This window comes from Streptomyces sp. NPDC086787, assembly GCF_044745865.1.
Classification (GTDB): domain Bacteria; phylum Actinomycetota; class Actinomycetes; order Streptomycetales; family Streptomycetaceae; genus Streptomyces.
Map to the genome: position 1 here is coordinate 95,982 of NZ_JBIVBC010000012.1, position 19,594 is coordinate 115,575.

The 19,594-nt window shown below is 71.4% G+C and carries 13 protein-coding genes; 6 read left to right on the top strand and 7 right to left on the bottom strand.

Going from position 1 to position 19,594, the window contains the following annotated elements:
• Positions 1 to 99 precede the first annotated feature (99 nt).
• Positions 100 to 459 carry a DoxX family protein gene (locus tag ACIPK3_RS25520; RefSeq protein WP_402573171.1) on the top strand — a complete coding sequence of 120 codons (360 nt, stop codon included), beginning with the start codon at positions 100 to 102 and terminating at the stop codon, positions 457 to 459.
• A gap of 232 nt (positions 460 to 691) precedes the next feature.
• Here the strand turns inward: ACIPK3_RS25520 and ACIPK3_RS25525 are convergent, their stop codons facing one another.
• Genes ACIPK3_RS25525 through ACIPK3_RS25535 form a run of 3 tightly spaced genes read right to left on the bottom strand, consistent with a single transcriptional unit; the run spans position 692 to position 12,827 of the window.
• Entirely contained in the window at positions 692 to 8,098 is a 7,407-nt protein-coding gene (locus tag ACIPK3_RS25525) for a MupA/Atu3671 family FMN-dependent luciferase-like monooxygenase (protein WP_402573172.1), read from the bottom strand.
• Positions 8,095 to 11,427, bottom strand: a complete 3,333-nt coding sequence (locus ACIPK3_RS25530) for a type I polyketide synthase (protein ID WP_402573174.1) — start codon at positions 11,425 to 11,427, stop codon at positions 8,095 to 8,097. Before ACIPK3_RS25530 ends, ACIPK3_RS25525 begins: the two co-directional genes overlap by 4 nt.
• The gene (locus ACIPK3_RS25535; RefSeq protein WP_402573176.1) at positions 11,424 to 12,827 is read right to left on the bottom strand and encodes an MFS transporter; all 1,404 of its coding nucleotides are present in this window, start codon (positions 12,825 to 12,827) and stop codon (positions 11,424 to 11,426) included. The genes ACIPK3_RS25530 and ACIPK3_RS25535 overlap by 4 nt, the downstream gene beginning before the upstream one ends.
• A 376-nt stretch (positions 12,828 to 13,203) precedes the next feature.
• Here ACIPK3_RS25535 and ACIPK3_RS25540 point away from each other — a divergent pair, with 376 nt between their 5' ends.
• Together ACIPK3_RS25540 and ACIPK3_RS25545 are read left to right on the top strand one after the other, a co-directional pair.
• A complete protein-coding gene (locus ACIPK3_RS25540) occupies positions 13,204 to 13,596 on the top strand; it encodes a VOC family protein (protein WP_402573178.1) in 393 nt (130 codons plus the stop codon).
• A 96-nt stretch (positions 13,597 to 13,692) separates the two neighbouring features.
• Entirely contained in the window at positions 13,693 to 14,772 is a 1,080-nt protein-coding gene (locus ACIPK3_RS25545) for an adenosine deaminase (protein ID WP_402573180.1), read from the top strand.
• Here the strand turns inward: ACIPK3_RS25545 and ACIPK3_RS25550 are convergent.
• Both ACIPK3_RS25550 and ACIPK3_RS25555 read right to left on the bottom strand, forming a co-directional pair.
• Positions 14,754 to 15,269 carry a DUF664 domain-containing protein gene (locus ACIPK3_RS25550; protein ID WP_402573182.1) on the bottom strand — a complete coding sequence of 172 codons (516 nt, stop codon included), beginning with the start codon at positions 15,267 to 15,269 and terminating at the stop codon, positions 14,754 to 14,756. The two genes, ACIPK3_RS25545 and ACIPK3_RS25550, sit on opposite strands and share 19 nt — an antisense overlap.
• 14 nt (positions 15,270 to 15,283) lie before the next feature.
• A complete protein-coding gene (locus ACIPK3_RS25555; RefSeq protein WP_402573184.1) occupies positions 15,284 to 16,165 on the bottom strand; it encodes a LysR substrate-binding domain-containing protein in 882 nt (293 codons plus the stop codon).
• A gap of 110 nt (positions 16,166 to 16,275) precedes the next feature.
• Here ACIPK3_RS25555 and mgrA point away from each other — a divergent pair, with 110 nt between their 5' ends.
• Positions 16,276 to 17,268 (top strand): L-glyceraldehyde 3-phosphate reductase, encoded by a 993-nt coding sequence (gene mgrA / locus ACIPK3_RS25560; protein ID WP_402573186.1) that lies wholly within the window; start codon positions 16,276 to 16,278, stop codon positions 17,266 to 17,268.
• Between the two features lie 63 nt (positions 17,269 to 17,331).
• Here mgrA and ACIPK3_RS25565 read toward each other — a convergent pair whose 3' ends face one another.
• Positions 17,332 to 17,718, bottom strand: a complete 387-nt coding sequence (locus tag ACIPK3_RS25565) for a nuclear transport factor 2 family protein (RefSeq protein WP_402573187.1) — start codon at positions 17,716 to 17,718, stop codon at positions 17,332 to 17,334.
• A 322-nt stretch (positions 17,719 to 18,040) separates the two neighbouring features.
• Here ACIPK3_RS25565 and ACIPK3_RS25570 point away from each other — a divergent pair, with 322 nt between their 5' ends.
• Positions 18,041 to 18,451 carry a hypothetical protein gene (locus tag ACIPK3_RS25570; protein ID WP_402573189.1) on the top strand — a complete coding sequence of 137 codons (411 nt, stop codon included), beginning with the start codon at positions 18,041 to 18,043 and terminating at the stop codon, positions 18,449 to 18,451.
• Between the two features lie 58 nt (positions 18,452 to 18,509).
• Here the strand turns inward: ACIPK3_RS25570 and ACIPK3_RS25575 are convergent, their stop codons facing one another.
• Entirely contained in the window at positions 18,510 to 18,764 is a 255-nt protein-coding gene (locus tag ACIPK3_RS25575) for a hexameric tyrosine-coordinated heme protein (protein ID WP_402573191.1), read from the bottom strand.
• Between the two features lie 282 nt (positions 18,765 to 19,046).
• On the opposite strand from ACIPK3_RS25575, the gene ACIPK3_RS25580 reads away from it, so the two are divergent.
• Positions 19,047 to 19,594, top strand: a 548-nt coding sequence (locus tag ACIPK3_RS25580; RefSeq protein ID WP_402573193.1) for an ALF repeat-containing protein, incomplete at its 3' end; no start/stop codon positions are given.

Below are 19,594 nucleotides of genomic sequence, written 5' to 3' on the forward strand. Positions count from 1 at the left end.
CGGCCCGGTCGCCGGGCCTTCACCAGAGCTCTTCAGGGCTCTTGTGGAAATCGACGCGATAGACGGGTCCCGTGAACCGGTGGCCCATGAACGGAAACCATGAACATCGCCTACTGGATCGTCGCCGGACTGCTCGCCGTTTTCTACCTCTACGCAGGCACGCTCAAGGTGATCCGCAGCCGCGATCAACTCCGGCCGATGATGACCTGGGTCGACCGCATACCCCTGCCTGCCCTCAGGGCACTGGGGACGGTCGAGATTCTCGGCGCGACCGGCCTGATCCTGCCGCCGCTTACTGGCATCGCTCCCTCGCTGGCCGTGGCCGCAGCCGTCGGCTTCGTACTCCTGCAGACCGGTGCGACCGCCGTCCATCTGATTGGCGAAGACCGCCGGATCGCACTCAACGCAGGGCTCGTCGTTGCCGCGGCCGCAGCCATCTGGCCGGCCACCCGACTGTGATCGAGCACGGCACTCGACCGGTGGATGCCACTACAGGGTCGGCCACCCACGGCCCTGTCGATCCGGTCCTGGCGGACCCACTTGCCAGAGCTCGGCACCCCTCCTCCCGAGAAGGTCGCGGTGTCCGTGGACGCCGATGTCGTCGCGCTGCGCCGGGGTGGCAGTGGTGTGTCGCTGAGGGCGGTCGGCGGGGCGGCCCGCCCCGCCGGAAGCGGCTGGAAACGGGGAGGAGTCAGTCCCGTAGCGCCATCCGCACCTCCTTCGCCAGCAGTTCGGCGTAGTCCCCGGCCCAGCGTTCGATCGTCGGGCCGTCCCACAGGTCGGTCGAGTACTCGACGTACCCGGCGTACACGTCGGCCACCGGGATGAGACCGAGGCCGAACTCTCCTCGTGCGGCAGGGACGGCGAGATCCTCGACGGCGACTTCCAGGCCGGGCAGTTCGATGTCGGCCTGCAGGGAGCTCTGGAAGTGGAAGCCGACGGGGACGCGGGCGGGCACGTCCATCCCACGCTCCTCGCGCAGCAGCGCGGAGAGCTGCCACAGCGGCATGATGTGGTCGACGGCCGCCGCCGAGGTGCGGGTGATCCGGTCGATGAGCGTGGTGAAGTCCGGGGCGTCGGCGGGTCGTATCCGCAGCGCGTACGCGGAGGCCGTGCATGCCACCAGCGTCTCGGTCTCTCGGCCCCGGCGGTTGGCGTAGGGCACGCTGAGCATGACGTCCGGCTCCCCGGAGAGCCGGCACAGCAGTGTGCCGAGGGCCGCCGCCGTGACCGCGAACGGTGTCGTGCCGCGCTGCTTGGCCAGCCGTTCGACGTCGTCGCGCACGTCGGCGGGCACCGTGAACACCACGGCGTCTCCCCGTCCGCTCAGCTTCTCCGGACGCGGCCGGTCGAGCGGCAGTCCGTGGACGAACGGGGCGCCGTCCAGTTCGCGGCTCCAGTAATCGGCTTTCGCGCGCAGCTCGGCGGGAGTGGGCGCGTCGTCCCGCTGCCGGCGGGCGTACTCACCGGGCTGCGGCGCGGGTTCCGTGAGGGTCGGCGCGGTACCGGTGGCGGCGGCCGTGTAGAGGGCGGCGAAGTCGTGCAGAAGCACGCTGACGGCCCAACCGTCGCAGGTCGCGTGGTGCATGACGATCAGCAGCACCCAGGTCGACTCGCCGGTGCGCAGCAGCCGGAAGACGGGGTCGGACGAGCCGCCGGTGAGGTCGAAGGGTGTCCGGGCGGCCTCGGCGATGGCGTGTTCCGCGTCGTCCGGGCGTGCGGTGAAGTCCTCAACCGGCAGCCCGACGGGCCGGGGCTCGTACGTCTCCTGCCACCACGCGCCGTCCGCCTCGGTGAACCGTGTGCGCAGCGAGTCGTGGCGGGCGACGAGCCCGGTGAGCGCGGTACGCAGGGCCGGCAGGTCGGGTTCGCCGGTGAGGGTGATCCGCAGGGCGACGTTGTAGACCTCCGGGACCGGGTGGTTCCCGTGGTTGGTGATGAACCCCTGCTGCTGGAGGGTGACCGGCCATCGGCGCTCGCCGGTGTCCCGCGCGGACCCGGGTCCGGCCAGGTGGGCGGCCATGGCCCGCAGGGTGGCGTCCTCGTAGAACCGGGCCATCGGGTACTCGGTGCCGAAGGCCTCGCGGACCCGGTTGATCAGCCGGATCGCGGTGATCGAGTGCCCGCCGAGGTTGAAGAAGTCGGCTTCGGCGCCGATGGTGTCGGCCGGGACCCCGAACTCGGCGGCCCACAGGTCGCGGAGCCTGGCCACGGTGTCCGGGAGGCCGTCGTGGGCTCCGCCCGGCTGCTTGCCGAGCCTTGCCCCGGGGTGGACGGTGATGTGCCCGGGGTCGGGCAGGGCCGTGCGGTCCACCTTCCCTGTCGCGGACAGCGGCAGTCCGGTCAGGACCGACCAGGCGCGCGGGACGAGGTATTCCGGCAGCCGGTCGGCGAGTTCACCGGTCAGCCGGTCCACGAAGGCCTGCCGGGCGGCCGTGCCGTCACCGGTCGGCACGGCGGGTACGACATGCGCGACGAGGCGTGTCTCTCCTCTGCCGTCGCGCCGGCCCAGCACGATCGCCTCGCGGACCGAGGGCAGGGCGAGCAGAGCACCGGCGACCTCCGCCGGTTCGACGCGGAAGCCGCGGATCTTCACCTGGTCGTCGGTGCGCCCGGCGAACTCCAGCGCACCGTCCGCGTTCCAGCGCACCAGATCTCCGGTGCGGTACATCCGGTCGGCCGCGCCCGCCGGACGGACGAAGCGTTCCCCGGTCAGCTCGGGGCGGCCCAGATAACCGTCGGCGAGGCCGGGTCCGCCGACGTACAGCTCGCCGGTGGTGCCGTCGGGTACGGGGGCGCCGTGCTGGTCGAGGACGAGCAGCCGTACGTTGTCGACGGGGCGGCCGATCGGCACGGGCCCGGGGTCGGTGCCCGGCTCGGCGGGGGTCACGGTCTCGGTGGTGCACAGCACGGTGGTCTCCGTGGGGCCGTACACGTTGACCGTCTCGTAGGGCGTGCCGGGGCGTGGTCTCACGCGCAGTACGTCACCGCCCACGAGCAGGTGGCGCAGCGGGGGCTGGTCGGCCGGGGCGAGAGTCAGGACGGCCTCGCCGAGGGCGGTGGGCAGGATGGAGTGGGTGACGCGCTCGGCGGTGTACCAGCGGGCCAGGGTCAGCGCGTCCAGCCGTACCGCGTCGTCCGGTACGACGACGCGGGCACCGGCGGTCAGCGCGGGCCAGATCTCCAGGACGGAGGCATCGAAGCTCGGGCTGCACACGAGGGCGCTGCGGTCGGCCGGGGTGAACGCGAAGCGCCGGTGGTGCCATTGGCAGAGGTCCACCACGGCCCGGTGCGACACGACCACGCCCTTGGGGGTGCCGGTGCTGCCGGAGGTGTGGATGACGTAGCAGGGCGACTCGGGGTCCGGGTGGGGGGCCGGGGCGAGGGGTGCGCTCGTGTCGGGCAGGTCGGTGAGGTCCAGTACGACGGTGCCGTCGGGCAGGTCGAGCGGTTCGGCGGTACCGGCGGTGACCAGGGTCCGGGCACCGCTGTGCGCGATCGCAGCCTCGGCGCGCGGCCGTCCGAGGGCGGGGTCGAGCGGCAGGTACGAATGACCGGCCTTGAGGACGCCGTACAGGGCGACGATCAGGTCCGGGGAGCGGGGCAGCCGGACGGCGACGGGGCTGTCGGGTGCGGCGCCCCGGGCGCGCAGGACGGCCGCTAGGCGTTCGGCGCGCCGTTCCAGTTCGCGGTACGTCAGTGTGGTGCCGTCGGCGGTGACGGCGGGCCGGTCAGGGCCGGTTGTCGCGCTCCGGGCCACCAGCTCGGCCACGGTGACCGGCTCGACGGGGCGCGCCGCGCCGTACAGGTGGTCTTCGTGGAGTGCGGACAGCCGGGTCCCGGGGTCGCGTACGGCCGCCCGCAGGACGTCCCGGAGGACGGTGAAGAACCGGTCGATCGTCCCGGGGTCGAAGAGGTCGGTGCTGTACTCCAGTTGGCAGCGGATCCCGGCCGGCAGGTCGGTGAAGTAGACGCACAGGTCGGTGAGGGACTTGTCCGGGCCGTGGTTGAGCGGGGCGGCCTGCACGCCGGGCAGGTCGAAGCGGAACGCCTCGCCCTTCTCGTACTCGGCGATCGCCTGGAAGACGGGGGTGTGCGCGGTCGTCCGTGGTGGGGCCAGTTCACGGACCACGGTCTCGAAGGGCACCCCGGCGTGGTCGTAGGCGTCGAGGGCGAGGGAGCGGACTCGGGCCAGCAGGGCGGTGAAGTCCGGGTCGCCGGAGAGGTCGACGCGCAGGGCGAGAGTGTTGAGGTAGAAGCCGATCACGTCGGCCGCGTCCGGAGGCCGGTGGGAGGCGGGCGTGCCGATGACGATGTCGTCCTGGCCGGTGGTGCGGTGCAGTGCGGCCGCGTATCCGGCGAGGAGCGTCATGAAGGTGGTGACCCGGCCGCGTCGGCTGAACTCACGTATCGCGTCGGACAGTTCAGGGTCGAGGAGATGGCTTGCCGTGCGGCCCCGGGAGGTCATCGTGGCGGGCCGGGGCCGATCGTGCGGCAGGGCGAGGACCGGTAGGTCGCCCGCCAACGCCTTGCGCCAGTGAGCGAGGTCGGCCGCTGCTTCGGGGCCTTCCTGGGCGGCCAGTTGGTCGCGGACGTGGTCGGCGTAGGTGCGGGTGAGTTCGGGGAGGTCCGCGGCGGTGCCGTCGCGTTCGGCGCGGTAGAGCGCGGACAGGTCGCGGGAGAGGATCGTGGCGGACTCGGCGTCCGAGACGATGTGGTGCATCGACAGGACGAGCACATGGCGCTCGGCGGCCGACCGGATCAGCCGGGTGACCAGCAGCGGGCCATTCTCCAGGTCGAAGCGGCGGGCGCTCTCGGCGGCCAGCACCTCGCTCAACGCGGCTTCTCCGTCGGGGCGTTCCAGCACCGCGAAGTCGGGTTCCGCCGCATCCCGCACGAACTGGCGCGGCTCGCCCGCGACTTCACGGAACACGGTGCGCAGGGCGGGGTGCCGGGTGATCAGCGCGCGCAGTGCCGCACGCAGGACGGCCGGGTCCAGCGGGCCGTCCAGGCGGATGGCCTTGACCTCGTTGTAGCCGGTGTGGTCCGGGAACATGCGGCGCAGGAACCACAATCGCTGTTGTCCCGGGGAGAGCGGGGCACCGGTGTCGGGAGCCGCAGGCCGCTGTTCCCGGTGCCTGCGGCGCAGCGCGTCGACGTGTACGAGGCTCGCGCGCAGGTCGTCGGCGGGGACACCGAAGTCGACGAGCGAGACGATCTCGTCGGCGCCCGCGGCGGTGACCGCCTCGACCACCGGAGCGACGGTGTCGACGGTGCCGATGAGGGCGCGCTGGTCGCAGTAGCGGTCGTAGGCGCGGCGGAACAGCGTGTCGAGGTCGTCCTCGCTCAGGGCGGCCAGGTCGATGTTGTAGCCGAGGCTGTTGGTGACGTTGCCGAAGAGGGAGAGGGACGCGCGCATGTAGCGGGCGAGCGGTGCGTACGCCTCGGAGCGTGCCGTGGCGTGGTCGTCGGCGAGGTAGGTGTGCAGCAGTACGGCGACGCGGCCGGCGTCGGGGTCGAGGCCATGTGCGGCACGGGTGCGGCGGTAGCGGGCGATGTTCTCGGCGAGCTGCTCGACGCTCTGGGACATGAGGTTGGTGACGATGCCCAGGTCGTGGCGTGCGGCGAGTTCGTACGACGCGGGGTTGCCGACGACCGCCGTGTACATGGGCGGGGTGTCCTGTACCGGTCTCGGGAACAGCCTTACGTCGGCCACCCCGTCGCCGGTCACGCGGGGCAGCGGCTCGCCGCGCCAGAGCCGCCGTATCTCCTCGACCTGCTCGTACATCAACTCCTTGTGCCGGCCGAAACGGTCGGGGAAGAACACGAAGTCGTTGGCGTGCCAGCCGCTGGCACAGCCGATGCCGACCCGGCCGCCCGAGATGCTGTCGACCATCGACCATTCCTCGGCCACCCGGACCGAGTCGTGCAGCGGCAGCACCACCGACCCGGCGTTCAACCGGATCCGCCGGGTCTCGCGAGCCAACGCGGCGGCGAGGACCGCGGGGTTGGGGAAGAGGCCGCCGAAGGAGTGGAAGTGCCGTTCGGGCATCCACAGAGCGTGGAATCCGTGCTCGTCGGCGAACCGGGCCGTCTCCATGATGAGTTCGTAGGCGCTGTGGTGGCCGGACGCGTCGGACGGGTAGTCGCCGAAGAAATAGACGCTGAAGTCGAGGGCGCGACGCTCCGGGGTACGTGCCGGGGCGGGGGCGGGGGCGGGGGCGGGGGCGGGGGCGGGGGCGGGGGCGGGCATGGGCTCGGCCGACCGCGCGGGGGAGGGTGCCGGAACGGGCGTAGCCGCCGGTGCGGCACTGGCCGATGTGGCAGGGGCCGGTATAGCTGGAGCTGGTGTGGCAGCGGTTGTCGTGGCGGAGCCGGTGGGCCGGGAACGGCTCGCCGTCGCGTTCCAGGCTATGCGGGGTACTGGCTTGGGGGCCGTGGCGGCAGAGGTCGGCCGGGCGCGCGGGAAGAAGCCGGAATCGCGCAGCTCGCGCAGGGAACCTTTGACGGCGCTGACGATGTGGTCGATGTCGTCGTCGGTGTGGGCGGTCGAGAGGAAGAAGTTGCGCCACTCCCAGACGTGCACCCCGCGCAGGATCAGGTGGTGGTACAGCAACTCCATGTCGGCGCGGTGCTCGAAGCGGAACTGGGACCCGAAGTGGCTGACACTCAGCGGGAATTCCTCGTCCACGAAGAACCGGTTGAGGGTGTCCGCGAAGGCGTCGGTACGGGCGTTCAGACGCTGTTGGAGGCCGGGGCCGTGTTGCTTGAGGTGGGTGAGGACCGCCTTGGCGGCGGTCATGGAGACCGGGTGCTGGAGGTAGGTGCCGCCGAAGAACGTGGTCTCGGTCGCCGGGTAGCTGTCGTCGCCGTACTGCCAGAGGCCACCGTCGACGCCGTCCATGATGTCCGCACGGCCCGCGATCGCGCCGACCGGGTAGCCGCCACCGAGGACCTTGCCGTAGGTGGCGAGGTCGGGGGTGACGCCGTACAGCTCCTGGGCGCCGCGCAGCGCGGGACGGAAGCCGGTGAGCATTTCGTCGAACATCAGCACGATGCCATGACGTCGGGTCACCTCGCGCAGGGAGCGCACGAACTCCGCCGGGCGCAGGGCGGGATGGCGGCTCTGCACGGGCTCCACGATGACCGCGGCGATACGGTCCGCGAGCAGTTCGATCGTCTGCAGGGCAGCCGGGTCGCCGTAGCCGAGCACCACCAGGTCCTGGACGGCGCCGCGCGGGATACCCGTGGACACGGGCACCGTCGCCGTGTCGGTGCCGGAGCCCGTGGAGCGGCCGAGGACGTTGTCGGCGTGGCCGTGGTAGGCGCCCTGGAAGGTGACGACGAGGTCGCGGCCGGTGGCCGCGCGGGCGAGCCGGATGGCTCCGGAGTTCGCCTCGGTGCCGGAGACGGCGAAGGCCACCCGCTCCATGCCGGTGAGCTCCGCCAGCAGTTCGGCGGCCTCGCCGGTCTCGGTGGCCCGGGGGCCGAGCCGGATACCCCGGGACAGGTGCGCGCGGACCGCCTCGGTGACGAACTCCGGCTCGTGACCGAAGAGGAGGACGCCGAACCCCATGGTGATGTCGACGTAGCGGTTGCCGTCCACGTCCTCCAGCCGGGCACCCGAGGCACGTCGGCCGGCGAGCGGGTAGAGCATCTCCTTGGTGGCGCTGCGGAATCCGACCACCGCGCGACTGTCGGCCAGCACGCCGCGGTGGCGCGCCGCGATCTCCTTGGAGCGGCGGGTGCGGTCGGTGTAACGGCTCACCAGGTCCGCCAGATGGGCCTCCTGGGCGGTCCGGTCCGCAGTCGTGCCACGGACCATGCTCGAAGTCCGGGACACGGTGACGCGGGGGCCGTGGGTGGCCGGGGGTGGGGTCGACGCCGACTTCGGAGCGGGGGCCGGGACCTTGGCCGGAGCCGGAGCCGGAGCCGGAGCCGAAATCGGGGCCGAAACCGGGGCCGGGGCCGGGGCCACGGCCTGTGTCGAAGCCGAACCAGACGTCGAGGCATGCCGGTCGATCCGCTCGGAGATGCGGGCCGAGAGGTCGGCCAGGGCGGCGAGGTCCTGGTCGATGGAGGCGGAGACCTGGGTCACTTGGCGGCCCTCCCGTTGAGCGCGGGCGCCGCCTCCCGCTGAGACAGCAGCTGGGTGAGTTCGAAGAGCTGGGACATCATCCGCAGCTGGATCTCCGACAGTTGCTTGATCTGACGGGAGATGTCATCGAGTTCGGCACGGGTCACGTGGTCCGCGGAGTCCGCGGGCATCGGCTCGGACACTGGCGCGGACGCGAACGCGGGCGCCGCCGGCTCGGCAAGGGGCGGCATGGGCCCGGTGGCAGCCGGCATCGGCTCCGCCTCGGTCGGCTCGGCCGCCTTGGTCGCCTCGGTCCCCTCGACCGCTCCGCCGGCCTCGCCCGCTCTGCGCGCGACGATCAGCTCCGCGAGCAGACGGGGTGTGGCCGCGTCCTCGAACAGCTCGCGCATGGTCATCCTGACCTGGTGCGTCTCCTCCAGTTCCCGCAGCACGCCGATCATCAGCAGTGAGTCCGCGCCGAGGTCGAAGAAGGCGCTGTCCTCGGCCACGGCGGCCGGGTCTTGCCCCAGCGTCCGGGCAAGCACCTCGGTGACGTGGCGCAGTACCGGTTCGAGGGCTTCGGCCTCGGATGTCATGTCCGCTCCTTCATCAACTTCATTAACTTCGTCAACTTCATCGACTTCGACGGCTTCATCAGCGTCGGTGAGCCCGTGAACGGGCTGCATGGTCCGGAATACGACGGGAGCGGGACCGGTCCAGTAGGTCTTGTGCTGGAAGCGGTAGCCCGGCAGCGGGATCCGCCTGCCGTCGCTGCCTTCGACGAACGCGCGCCAGTCGATGTCCGCTCCTGCCCGGTGGAGTTCGGCGGCCGCGTCCCAGAGCGGTTCGAGGCCGGCGCCGGACCGCAGGCTCGGCAGCGCGGGCACCCGGGGCAGCGAACGCCGGGCGATACCGGCCAGCGCGCCACCGGGGCCGATCTCCACCAGCGCCGTGGCGCCGGCCTCGGCGACCGTGTGCAGCGCGGACGCGAACAGCACCGGCTCACGGGCCTGGCGTACCAGGTAGTCCGGGGCCGGGGTCCAGCCCGGTGCCCGGTTCCGCCCGTCGAGGCCGGAGACGAAGGGCACGGTGACAGGGCCCGCCGCGATCCCGGTGGCGAGGGTTCGCAGCCCGGCCAGCACGGGGTCCATCAGCGCGGTGTGGAAGGCCCGGTCGACGGGCAGCCGCCGTCCCGTCAGTCCTCGTTCGCGCAGCAGCGCGTCCAGTTCGTCCACGGCGGTGCGCGGTCCCGCGAGCACATGGGCGTGTTCGCCGTTGACCACGGCCACTTCGAGGCCCGGGATCTCGTCCGCCAGCGAGCGGGCACCGGCCCGGTCGGTGAGGACCGCGGTCATTGCGCCGGGGGAGCAGTGCCGCTCCATGAGCCTGCCGCGTTCGGCGGTGAGGCGCAGGCCGTCCTCGATCGTGAGAGCCCCGGCGGCGGTCAGCGCCGCGTATTCCCCCACGCTGTGCCCGGCGACGATGTCCGGTTCGACACCCGCCCGCCGCCACAGCGTCACGAGGGCGCACTGGAGAGCGTAGAGCGCGGGTTGTGCGGTGGCCGTGGGCCACACCGGCGGGGTGCCGTCCGTGGGCGCGGCAAGCAGCGGGTCGAGCAGTGAGCCGCCATGCAGGCCGACGTACAGGTGCTCGCAGCCGTCCAGCACCTCGCGGACCGCCGGGAATCGCTCGTACAGCGGGGCGGCCATCCCGGGGTACGCGCTGCCCTGTCCGGTGAACAGGAAGCCGACGCGCGGCCGTCCGGTTCCAGGCCCGGCGGGAGCCTGCGGGTGGGCAAGCCGATCGTCCAGGGCGTCGGCGAGCGCCGCGATGGTGTCGCCACGGACGGCCAGCCGGTGCCTTCCGTTCCTGCGTCCGGCGGTGGAGGCGAGCAGATCGGCCAGGTCGGTGCCGGGGTGCCGGCGCAGATGGTCGCGGAAGGCGCGGGCGTTGGCGGTGAGCGCGGCCTCGGTGCGGCCGGAGAGCGCGAGTACGCCGGGCGGCCCGACGCGAGGGCCGCGAGGCGCGGGGGTGGGCGGTTCCTCCAGGATCAGGTGGACATTGGTGCCGCCGACGCCCAGCGAGGTCACTCCGGCCCGGCGCGGGCCGTCGCCGGCCGGCCAGGGACGTGCCGTGCCAGGGATGTAGAAGGGACTGGCCGCCAGGTCGAGAGCGGGGTTGGGGCGGGAGAAGTTCGCCATCGGCGGGACGACGCCGTGCTTGAGGACGAGCATGGCCTTGATGAGGCTTGCGAGTCCGGAACAGACGTCCAGGTGACCGATGTTGGCCTTGGTGGAGCCGAGCGCGCAGTATCCGGTCCGCTCGGTGTCCCGGCGGAACGCGGCCGTCGCCCCGGCGAACTCGATCGGGTCGCCCTTGAACGTGCCGGTGCCGTGTGTCTCAAGGTAGCCGATGCTGTCGGCGCTCACTCCGGCCCGGTCCAGGGCCCGTTCCACCGCGCGCTGCTGTCCCGAGGCGCTGGGGGCGCTGTAAGTCGTCTTGTCGTCACCGTCGTTGGTGATGCCCCAGCCGCTGATGACCCCGTGGACCGTGTCCCCGTCGGCCAAGGCCCGGTCGAGCGGCTTGAGTACGACGGCGGCGACGCCGGTGCCGCCGACCGTGCCGTCCGCGTCCGCGTCGAACGCCCGCACGATCCCGGTCCTGGAGAGGATCGAGCCCTTCACATGGCGGTAGCCGAGCACTTGGGGCACATGCAGCGCGGTGGCTCCGGCGAGCGCGATGTCGCAGTCACCGGCGAGGAGCGACTGTGCGGCGAGGTGCACGCCGGCGAGCGAACTGGAGCAGCCGACCTGGACCCCCAGGGCCGGTCCGGTCAGCCCGAGCCGGAACGCCACGCGGGAGGCGGTGAAGTCGGGGTGGTTGCCGACCATCACCTGCATCCGCGACAGCCAGTCGTCGCCCGCCTCGCGCATGGCGTTGCTCAGCAGGTAGGTGTGCAGTGAGTACAACTGGTAGCCCGTGCTGGCGAACACGCCCACGTGCAGGCCGGGCGGTTGGCCGCCGTAGCCGGAGTTCTCCAGCGCGTGGTGGGCGCACTCCAGGAAGAGCCGGTGCTGCGGGTCGGTGTGCTCCGCCTCCCGGCCGCTGATGCCGAAGAACTCGGCGTCGAATCCGGCGATGTCGTCGAGTACGCCACCCGCGCCGACGAAGTCGGGTGCCCGGTAGGTGTCCTCGGGTACTCCGGCGGCGGCGAGTTGCCGCTCGGTGAAGCGGGTGATGCGGTTCTCGCCGTCGCGGATGACGCGCCAGAAGTCGTCCGGTCCGTCCGCGCCGGGGAAGCGGAAAGCCATGCCGATCACGGCGATCCGCGCGTGGGCCGAGGAGGTCACGCGCCACCGCCTTCCGCCGCGTGGACGTCGCGTCCGGGTAACCGCCGGCTCTCGGCCGCCGCCGTACCAGGCACTGCATCACCGGCCGTCGCCGTACCAGGCACCGGATCACCGGCCGTCGCCGAGCGAGGCACCGGATCACCGGCCGCCGCCGTACCGGGCGACCGATCACCGGTCACCGCCGCGGCGGGTGCCGACCGGGACCGTCGGGTCATGGCTACCAGGAAGGCGGTGCACAGGACGATGGCGACGCCGTGGAACGCGCTCACGACGACGAGGGGCGAGCTGAACTCCAGCACCACCGCGCTCACCACCATGCCCAGGCCGAACCCGCCGTTCTCGAAGGATGCGGACAGCCCGAAGAGACGGCCGCGCTGATCGTCCGGTACGGCCTGCAGTCGGGTGACGTAGGCGATCTCCGTGAACCCGTCCGCCATACCGGCGACGAGCGCGACGCCGACGGCGAGCGGGGTGGGCAGTCCGCAGAAGACCAGGATGAACGCCGCCGACATGGCACAGGAACCGAGCGCGAACGCCCGCTCCCCGAAGGTGCGTTCGCCCTTGCCCAGGTACCGCCCGCACACCTGCTGCGCGACGATGCTGCCGATCGCCCAGGTCGCCCAGAACTGGCTGATGAAGGTGGCCGGGTGATGAGGGTCGAGGTCGCTGGAGTACACCGGCAGGGCCACGTTGTGCGAGGAGGAGCCCAGCCCGTCGGCCGCCCGGATCGCGATCATCACCGCGAGCAGTGGTGCGGCACGCAGCAGCGCGAGGGAGGCCCAGCGGGTGCCGCCGGTCTCCTCGGCGGCTCTGTCCGGCCCTTCGGCGCTCTGCGGGCCGGCGGCCGCGCGGGTGCGGATCGGCAGCAGGAAGAGGACGACAGCGGAGACCGCGAAGGTGACGGCGTCGAGGGCGAACGCGGCGGAGTAGCCGAGCTTGGCGACGACCAGGCCGGAGGAGGCGAACCCGGCGATCATGGCCAGGGACCGTCCGGTCACCAGCAGGCCGTTCGCCTTGGCCCGCAGGTCGGGGCCGACGATCTCCGGGACGCTGCTGCGAAGCGCGACCTGGGAGAGGGTGGAACAGGCGCCGGCGGTGACCGCCAGCACGTACAGCATGGGCGCCCGCGCGGTATCGGGCAGCGACAGCAGGACCAGCAGGGCAGTCGCCTGGGTGAGGTCGGAACCGACCATGAGTCGTTTGCGGTCGAATCGAGTTACCAGCCGACCGCTGACAAATCCGCTGCCCACACTGGTCAGCAGCCGCACGGCCAAAAACATACCGGCCGCAAATGCGCTGTGCGTAAGCTGGTACACGAAGACATTCAGCGCCACCATGTTGAGGTAACTGCCGTATGCGGAGATCCCGTTGCCTAAGACGAGCAGGCGGAAAGGTCCCACCGTTCAACCACTCCTGACGTGCGGGAAGAACACCTGAAAAAGGGCGCGAAAAAGCCGCTGTCCGAATCGGAGAGGTGCGGCAGGGCAGGTATTTCGGCATCAAAATATCTTGCTCTCGAACGAATTTCCACCAGTCTGCAGGTGAAACTGTCCAGCTGAAACTGGGCAGCCTGGACTGTTGGTTTAACGGTGCTCCCGTGGCTCAAATCTTCGAGGGAGTCCGGCCTCTCCGGCAGCGTCTCCGGCGTCGCGATCTACGTCTTCGGGCTACGTCTTCGTCCTGGCCCGGCACGGGAACGGGGGCCCTCGACATGACTGGCGCGCGGCGGGTTTTACGTATAACCTCTCCCGCTAACCGCACGACCCGGAAGGCTCCATGAGACGCGTTGCCCTGGTCACCCTTGTCGTGGACGACTACGACGAGGCGATCCGTTTCTACACCGAGGCCCTCGGATTCCGCCTCGTCGAGGACGAGCCCCGTCCCGACGGCTCCCGCTGGGTCGTCGTCGCGCCCGGCACGGACGCGCACGGCACCGGACTGCTGCTCGCCCGCGCCAAGAACGACGGCCAGCGGACCCGGGTCGGCGACCAGACCGGCGGCCGCGTCGGCTTCTTCCTGCACACCGACGACTTCGCCCGCGACCACGCCCGGATGACCGCCGCCGGTGTGACCTTCCTGGAAGAGCCCCGCCACGAGCCGTACGGCAGCGTCGCCGTCTTCCAGGATCTGTACGGCAACCGCTGGGACCTGCTCCAGCCCGCCGGCTGACGCTCCACGCCGGCTTCCTCACTGCCGCGGACTCCGACCGCCGGACTCCGACCGCCGCTTCGAACCGCCCGCTCCCCGCCCAAGGAAAGATCCACCATGACTGCTACGCGCGTAGACGCCGAAGTGATCCGCCGCCTGCCCAAGGCCGTCCTGCACGACCACCTCGACGGCGGCCTGCGCCCCGCCACCGTCGTGGAGCTCGCGGCCGCGGTCGGCCACACCCTGCCCACCACCGACCCCGACGAGCTGGCCGCCTGGTACTACGAGGCCGCGAACTCCGGCGACCTGGTCCGTTACATAGCGACCTTCGAGCACACCCTCGCCGTGATGCAGAACCGCGAGGGTCTGCTGCGCGTCGCCGAGGAGTACGTGCTCGACCTCGCCGCCGACGGCGTCGTCTACGCCGAGGTGCGCTACGCCCCCGAGCTGAACACCCAGGGCGGGCTCACGCTCAGCGAGGTCGTGGAGACCGTCCAGGAGGGACTCGCCGCCGGCATGGCCAAGGCGGCCGCCGCCGGAACCCCCGTCCGGGTCGGCACCCTGCTGTGCGGCATGCGGATGTTCGACCGCGTCGGTGAGGCCGCCGAGCTCGCCGTCACCTACCGCGACGCCGGTGTCGTGGGCTTCGACATCGCGGGCGCCGAGGACGGCTTCCCGCCCGCCGACCACCTCGCCGCCTTCGAGCACCTGCGCCGCGAGAACGTGCCGTTCACCATCCACGCCGGTGAGGCGCACGGCCTGCCCAGCATCCACCAGGCCCTCCAGGTGTGCGGCGCCCAGCGCATCGGCCACGGTGTGCGCATCACCGAGGACATCCCCGACCTCGCGGCCGGCAAGCTCGGCCGCCTCGCCGGCTGGATCCGCGACCGTCGTATCGCCCTGGAGATGTGCCCGACCTCCAACCTCCAGACCGGCTGTGCCACGTCGATCGCCGAGCACCCCATCACGGCCCTGAAGGACCTGGGCTTCCGGGTCACCCTCAACACGGACAACCGGCTGGTCTCCGGTACGACGATGACCCGCGAGATGTCCCTCCTCGTCGAGGAGGCGGGCTGGACCGTGGAGGACCTGCGCACGGTCACCGTGAACGCGCTCAAGAGCGCGTTCATCCCCTTCGACGAGCGCAACGCCCTCATCCGTGACGTGATCCTGCCGGGTTACGCGGCCGCGCTCTGAAGCAGCCCCCGCAGATAGGCGGCCTGTCCGACGTGCTGGAGATCGTCGGACAGGACGCTGACCAGCCGGACGCCCAGGCCGACCGGCGGGTCCCAGCGCTCGTCCACGACGCGCTCCAGCTCCTTCGCGGGCAGGTCGCGCAGCACTCCGAGGGTCTGTTCGTGGACGGCGTCGTAGTAGCCGGTGAGCAGGTCCGCCGAGTCCACCCGAACCTTGGCGACCTGCTCGGGCCGGTGTCCGTATCCGATGTCCCGGTGCGGCAGGCCGAGCCCGAAGCGCTGCTCCCAGCCCCCCGCCCGCCACACCTGGTCGAGACCGAAGGCGTCGGCGACATGGTCGTCCTGGACCCGGGTCAGATGCCAGACCAGCCAGGCGATCGAGTTGGCTCCCGGAGCCGGGCGGGCGTGCAGGTCGTCCGGTCCGAGGCCGTCGAGCGCGGCGTGGACCTCTTCGCGGATGCGGCCGAAGCCGTCGATGAGGATGTCCCGTGCGTGCATATGACCACCATCGGTCAGGACTCCGTCCCGAGCAGCGTGATCAGCGCACGGGCCGCGGGGCTGGTCGCGGTCTCGGGCGGCAGCAGCACGACCGTCGCGTACCGCGCATCGTCCGCGCCCTTCAGCGGTACGGCCGCCAGTGTGGGCCGTTTGAGCCGGAAGTGCCGGGGTACGACGGCGATCCCCAGGTCCTCCTCCACCAGATCCAGGAGGCTGTGCACGTCGTTCACCTCCAGCGCGACCGTACGGCGTACGCCCGCGGCGGCGAAGGCGGCGTCGGTGCCGCTGCGCGGGCCCCAGCCGGGGTGGAAGTCCACGAAGACCTCGTCGACGAGGTCTTCGGGCCCGACCGCAGCACCCGTCGAAGCGAGGCGGTGCCGCGGATGGCACAGCACGGTCATCGGCTCGCTCGTGAGCGGCAGTGAGCACAGCCGGTCCGTGTCGTCCTGGGTGCGGTAGGCGAAGGCCAGGTCGAGCCGGCCCGCCCCGACCTCCTCGGCCAGCGCGGCGGAGCCCGTCTGCCGCAGCCGGATCTCCACCTCGGGATGCCGTCGGCGGAACGCGGCGAGCAGCCCGGCCACCTGCACTCCCGCGATGCACTGCTCGGTGCCCAGGGCCAGCCGTCCGCGCAGCACACCCTGGACCGCGGCCACCGCCTCGTGCGCCGCCCTGACCTGCGCCAGGATCCGCTCCGCCTCGGCCAGCAGGGCCCGCCCCGCCTCCGTCAGCGTCACGCGTCGGGTGGTGCGCACGAACAGCGGAGCCCGCAGCTCCCGCTCAAGGGTCCGGATCGACGCGGACAGCCCGGACTGGGACACCATCAGCCGCTCCGCCGCCCGTGTGAAGTGCTGGTCCTCGGCGACCGCGACGAAGTGCTGGAGATGGCGCAGTTCCATGACTGAGAACCCTAGCCTCTGAATTCCATCGGATTCTCCTGTTGGACCGCTGTACCGGGTCGGGGAAGGGTAGGAGGGGTAGTCCCGTGCGCCAACCCCCAGGAGTCGCGTTGTACACCGCACACCCCGACCGCTACGCCGACATGCCCTACCGGCGCACCGGCCGCAGCGGACTGAAGCTCCCCGCGCTGTCGCTCGGCCTGTGGCACAACTTCGGCCCCGACCGGCCGGTCGAGACCCAGCGCGCCATCCTGCGCCGCGCCTTCGACCTCGGCGTCACCCACTTCGACCTGGCCAACAACTACGGCCCGCCGCCCGGCGCCGCCGAGTCCGCCCTCGGCGAGGCGCTGCGGGCCGACTTCGCGCCGTACCGCGACGAGCTGGTCATCTCCACCAAGGCCGGCTATCTGATGTGGCCCGGTCCCTACGGCGAGTGGGGCTCCCGCAAGTACCTGCTGTCGTCGCTCGACCAGAGCCTGAAGCGGATGGGCCTGGAGTACGTCGACGTCTTCTACTCGCACCGCCCCGACCCGGAGACTCCGCTGGAGGAGACGATGGGCGCCCTGCACTCCGCCGTCCAGCAGGGCAAGGCGCTCTACGTCGGCCTCTCGAACTACTCGGCGCAGCAGACCCGCGAAGCCGCCCGCATCCTCCGCGATCTGGGCACCCCGCTCCTCATTCACCAGCCGCGCTACTCGATGCTCGACCGCCGCCCCGAGGACGAGGGGCTGCTCGACACGCTCGACGAACTGGAGGTCGGCTCGATCGCCTACTCCCCGTTGGAGCAGGGTCTGCTGACCGCCCGCTACCTGGACGGCATTCCCGAGAACTCCCGGGCGGCCGGTGACAGCCCGTTCCTCACCTCGGAAGCCGTCACCACGGAACTCGTCGGACGGCTCCGCGCCCTTGCCGACCTCGCCGCCTCCCGCGGCCAGACCCTCGCCCAGCTGGCCCTGGCCTGGGTACTGCGCGGCGGCCGGGTCACGTCCGCCCTGGTGGGCGCGAGCAGCCCCCGGCAGCTCGCGGACAGCGTGGCGGCGACGCGGAACCTGGACTTCGACGCGGAGGAACTGGCGCGGATCGACGCCGTCCTCAGGTCGTGAGCCGTCGCCGTCGCCGTCCTCGGGCTGTGGCACACCGGTGACCGCCCCCGCCGCCCGGCCGGTTCACGGTCCCGTGGGCACCCGGTCCAGGAAGCCGAGCACCTGCGTGATGCGTCCCTCGGCGTCCAGGGTGAGGACGTCGAAACCGGCCACCGGCGCCGAGCCGTCCGTCTCGTTGACCAGTTCCCAGGAGAAGCGGGCCGTGTCGTGGTGGCCGTCCACGGCGCCCAGGGGGCGGAAGGCGAAACCGGGGAACTGCTCGTGCGCCGCGGCGATCACGGCCGCGATCTGCGCGTGACCGCGCACTTCGGCGAGCGGGTCGGTGTAGCCGCCGTCCGCGGTCCAGGCGGTGGCGACCGCCTTGGCCAGGGACTCGGGCCCGGTGGCGTTCCAGGCCTCGAAGTAGCGGGCGGCGGCGGTCTCGAAGCGGTCGGTGGTGTGTGCGGACATGGCGAATCAGCCTCCGTCGAGGTGTTGTCACTGGTCGGGATCCGGATCTCCGGGTGCGTCGATCCGGTGTGACCACCATGCCCGGGTCCGCCGGACGGGTCGATTACTCCCCGGGTAACGAGGTCGGGCGGGCACACGCGCCACATTCCGGCCAGAAAGCGGGGTGAATATGCCAGGAGAGTGGCCGGAAAGTCGTGGTGACACTGTGTCAGGAGTGAAGATACTCAAAGTCAGGGGCACTTCAACGCACAGGAGCCGCACAGGAGTTGCGCGGAAGACGAGGCCGGGCCGGCAGAAGAGGAACGTGACCGCGGGAGTGATCGTGCACGACGAATTCCTGTGCCATGTCACCGCGTACGGAGTGTGCGGGGGGCGGCGCATCGGCGTACCGCTCGGCACCTATCGCGCGCCCACCCTGGCGCTGGCGCTGTGGTGGCTGCGTGACCGGGCGTGCTGGATGGCGGAGCGGCTGGACCCGCTCCCCGGGAACCCCAGCTTCCCCTCCGCCGCGCTCGTCCCGGTGGCGGCGACGGTGCCCGACGTGCCAGGCGCGCTGCGCGCCTGGTGCGCCGACGGCGCCCGGCAGGACCGCGCCGCCGACGACCTGGCGGACGGACGGCTGGTGCGGATCGCCGCCAGTGACGAGACCACCGAGTACGAGCTGCTCGCCGAGTCCGTCGACGCCCTGCGCATGCAGCGCACCGTCCCGGCGCTCGTCATGCCGGTCGGCTGACCGCCTCGGGTGTTCCCGGGGTCTGGCACTTCACGGCATGCAGCACACGGCGAACCGGTCAGGAACGCCAGTAGTTGTTGGCGGCCGCGATGGTGGCGAACTCGATCGCGATCACGTGCACGGCATGCATGAGCGCCTGCGGGTCGGTCGAGTAGTTGGGGCGTCCGCCTTGCAGAATGTCCAGCTCGGGCTGGATGTTGTGCACGGTGTGCCTGGCGAGGGTCAACGCCAGCGCTCGTCCCTCCTCAGGTGTGGCCGTCAGCAGCGAATTTCCCGGCACCAGGACCAGGAGGTCGTCTGGAAGTCTGCTCATGACGTCAAACTGCCTCGTAGAAGCCGTCCCTGCGCAGAGGGCTCGCACGAAGTAGGCCGAGCGTGCACGCAGCCGAGGCGAAGGCGGTTCCGTGGTCGTGGCAGAGGTCTGTCGTGGGGACGGGCACGGGAGCCGGGTGCTGGCAGAAGCAGCTGGTGTGATCGGCGTGGGTGGCCTGGAGCGGGGAGGCGGAGAATGCGGTTGGGCCGGTCGGACGCAGCGCGGTGTCGGCCGGCGATCGAAAAGTCGGCAGCTCCTCACCGGTGATGGCTCAGGACCGCTATGTCCGCGCCGAAACCGACCACCAGCTGTCCGTCGGGCGCCACCGCGGCCGGTCCTGGTGTTTCGGGGGCACCCCTCTCACCGCGACCTCGCGCGCCACCCGCAGGAACTCCGGCCGACCGGGCCGCTTTCCTGAAGGAGGGCCGCTACCTCGCCCAGGCCGAGGACGACCGGGCCGAGCTCGCCCGGATCGACGAAGACTGGGACGGTCCCATCCTGAGCGAGGCGATCAGGGAACTCCTGAACGGTTCCGCGACCCCCGCCGAGCTGCGCCACTTCCTGGAGGTGACACAGCATGGGCTGCGAGACGATGACAATCGCGTCATGATCGCGCAGATCGCCTCCGTTGGCGGACCAGAGGTGGTCAAGGCCGCCCGCGCTGCCCTGAACGGCACTGAGGCCGATCGCGTCGAGTTCCTGGCGACCGGCCAGCACGACGCTCGCGCGAAGGACGCGAAGGACGCGAAGGACGCGAAGGACGCGAAGGACGCGAAGGACGCGAAGGACGCGAAGGACGCGAAGGACGCGAAGGACGCGAAGGACGCGAA